General features: G+C 63.7%; 3 protein-coding genes. 1 reads left to right on the forward strand and 2 read right to left on the reverse strand.

Annotation, left to right across the window (positions count from 1 at the left end; all coding sequences use genetic code 11):
- The coding region (locus tag KEM60_RS15325) for a hypothetical protein (protein ID WP_219108827.1) at positions 1–283 on the forward strand (283 nt) is incomplete at its 5' end.
- A 61-nt stretch (positions 284–344) separates the two neighbouring features.
- Here the strand turns inward: KEM60_RS15325 and KEM60_RS15330 are convergent.
- Positions 345–932, reverse strand: a complete 588-nt coding sequence (locus KEM60_RS15330) for a LuxR C-terminal-related transcriptional regulator (RefSeq protein ID WP_370626388.1) — start codon at positions 930–932, stop codon at positions 345–347.
- Between the two features lie 75 nt (positions 933–1,007).
- A partial coding sequence (locus tag KEM60_RS15335) for a hypothetical protein (RefSeq protein WP_219108831.1) occupies positions 1,008–1,365 on the reverse strand: 358 nt, incomplete at its 5' end.

Here is a 1,365-nt window from a genome sequence, read left to right on the forward strand (position 1 = left end):
GGTGCAGGCGCAGTTTGCTGAGGCTGTGCGTGCTCAGGGGTGGCAGATGGGCAGGCAGGGTTTAGGGCAGGTGTTCTTTAAGGACGGGTACACGATCTGGGGCAGCTGTTTAGTGGAGCGTTGCGCCTGGGATCTCTACACGGGTGACGTTGAGCGGGCTATTGACCAGGGTGACTACAGCATCGAGGTGCCTGAGCTGTTCGCGCCGCAGCTGCAGCCCACGGGGGTGATGCCGTCGCTTCCGCGTCAGACGGGAGCAGCGGGAGCCGGGAGCACACCCTAGGCGCCCTCGCACGGCACTGGACCTGCTGCTGGTGCTGCAGGAGTCCGAAACGGCTCTTCTGTCACAGGTCACCCGCGTTCCTCAGGTACGCCAAGACGGCGAGAACACGCCGATGTGCATCGCCGTTGGATGGCAGGTCGAGCTTGGTGAGGATGCTCCCAACATGTTTCACGATGGTCTCCTCGGAGACCACGAGTTCTTTGGCGGTAGCCATGTTGGACTTCCCCTCGGCGATGAGGGCCAGTACTTCCATCTCCCGCTCGCTGAGACTCGCCAGGGGGTCGCGCCTTCTTGGGAGCATTCGCTTGATCACGTCCGGGTCGAGAACCGTGGCACCGCGGGCGACGCGCCTCAGGGTGTCACTGAACTCTTCGACGTCGGCAACGCGGTCCTTCAGTAGGTAGCCGATCCCCATCCCTCCACCCGACTCAAGGAGTTCACCGGCCAATCCTGGTTCCGCGTACTGGCTGAGCGCCACGATGGGGAGGTCGGGGAAGGCACCCCGTAGTTCTACTGCGGCTCGAAGCCCCTCCACGGTGAACGTAGGCGGCATACGAACATCCGTCACAACAAGATCGGGGCGGAGCTCCTGCACCGTCGCCAGCAGATCGGAGGCATCCGAAAGGGCAGCGACAATATTGAATCCGATTCACGGCACCGGACGACGATCTGCGCCCTGCTGGGACGCAAGCCCCCCCTTAAACAGACCTTCCTTTCCTCGCTGTCACCACATGTTCAAGCGCGGACGATCCTGGCCGTCCGCCTCACCAGCGGCCCCCGCTGACGCCCGACCCGACGACGGACCGGCGGAAGAGCGCGATGACGACGGCGGAAGCGACGGCATCACCCCCGTGGGCTGCACCTGGGGCGCGAGCATCTCGGGCACAGCCGTCGCATCGCCAAGGTAAAGGCCCTGGTCCATATCCGGATCAAGGTCACCCGTGTAGAGATTCCAGTCGCAGTCATCCACCGCGCAACCGCCCCAGATCGTGTACCCGTCCTTAAAGAACGTCTGCCCGAAATCCTGCCTGCCCATCTGCCACCCCTGAGCACGCACAGCCTCAGCGAACTGCGCTTGCACT

The organism is Austwickia sp. TVS 96-490-7B, assembly GCF_019331795.1.
Taxonomy (GTDB): Bacteria; Actinomycetota; Actinomycetes; order Actinomycetales; family Dermatophilaceae; genus Austwickia.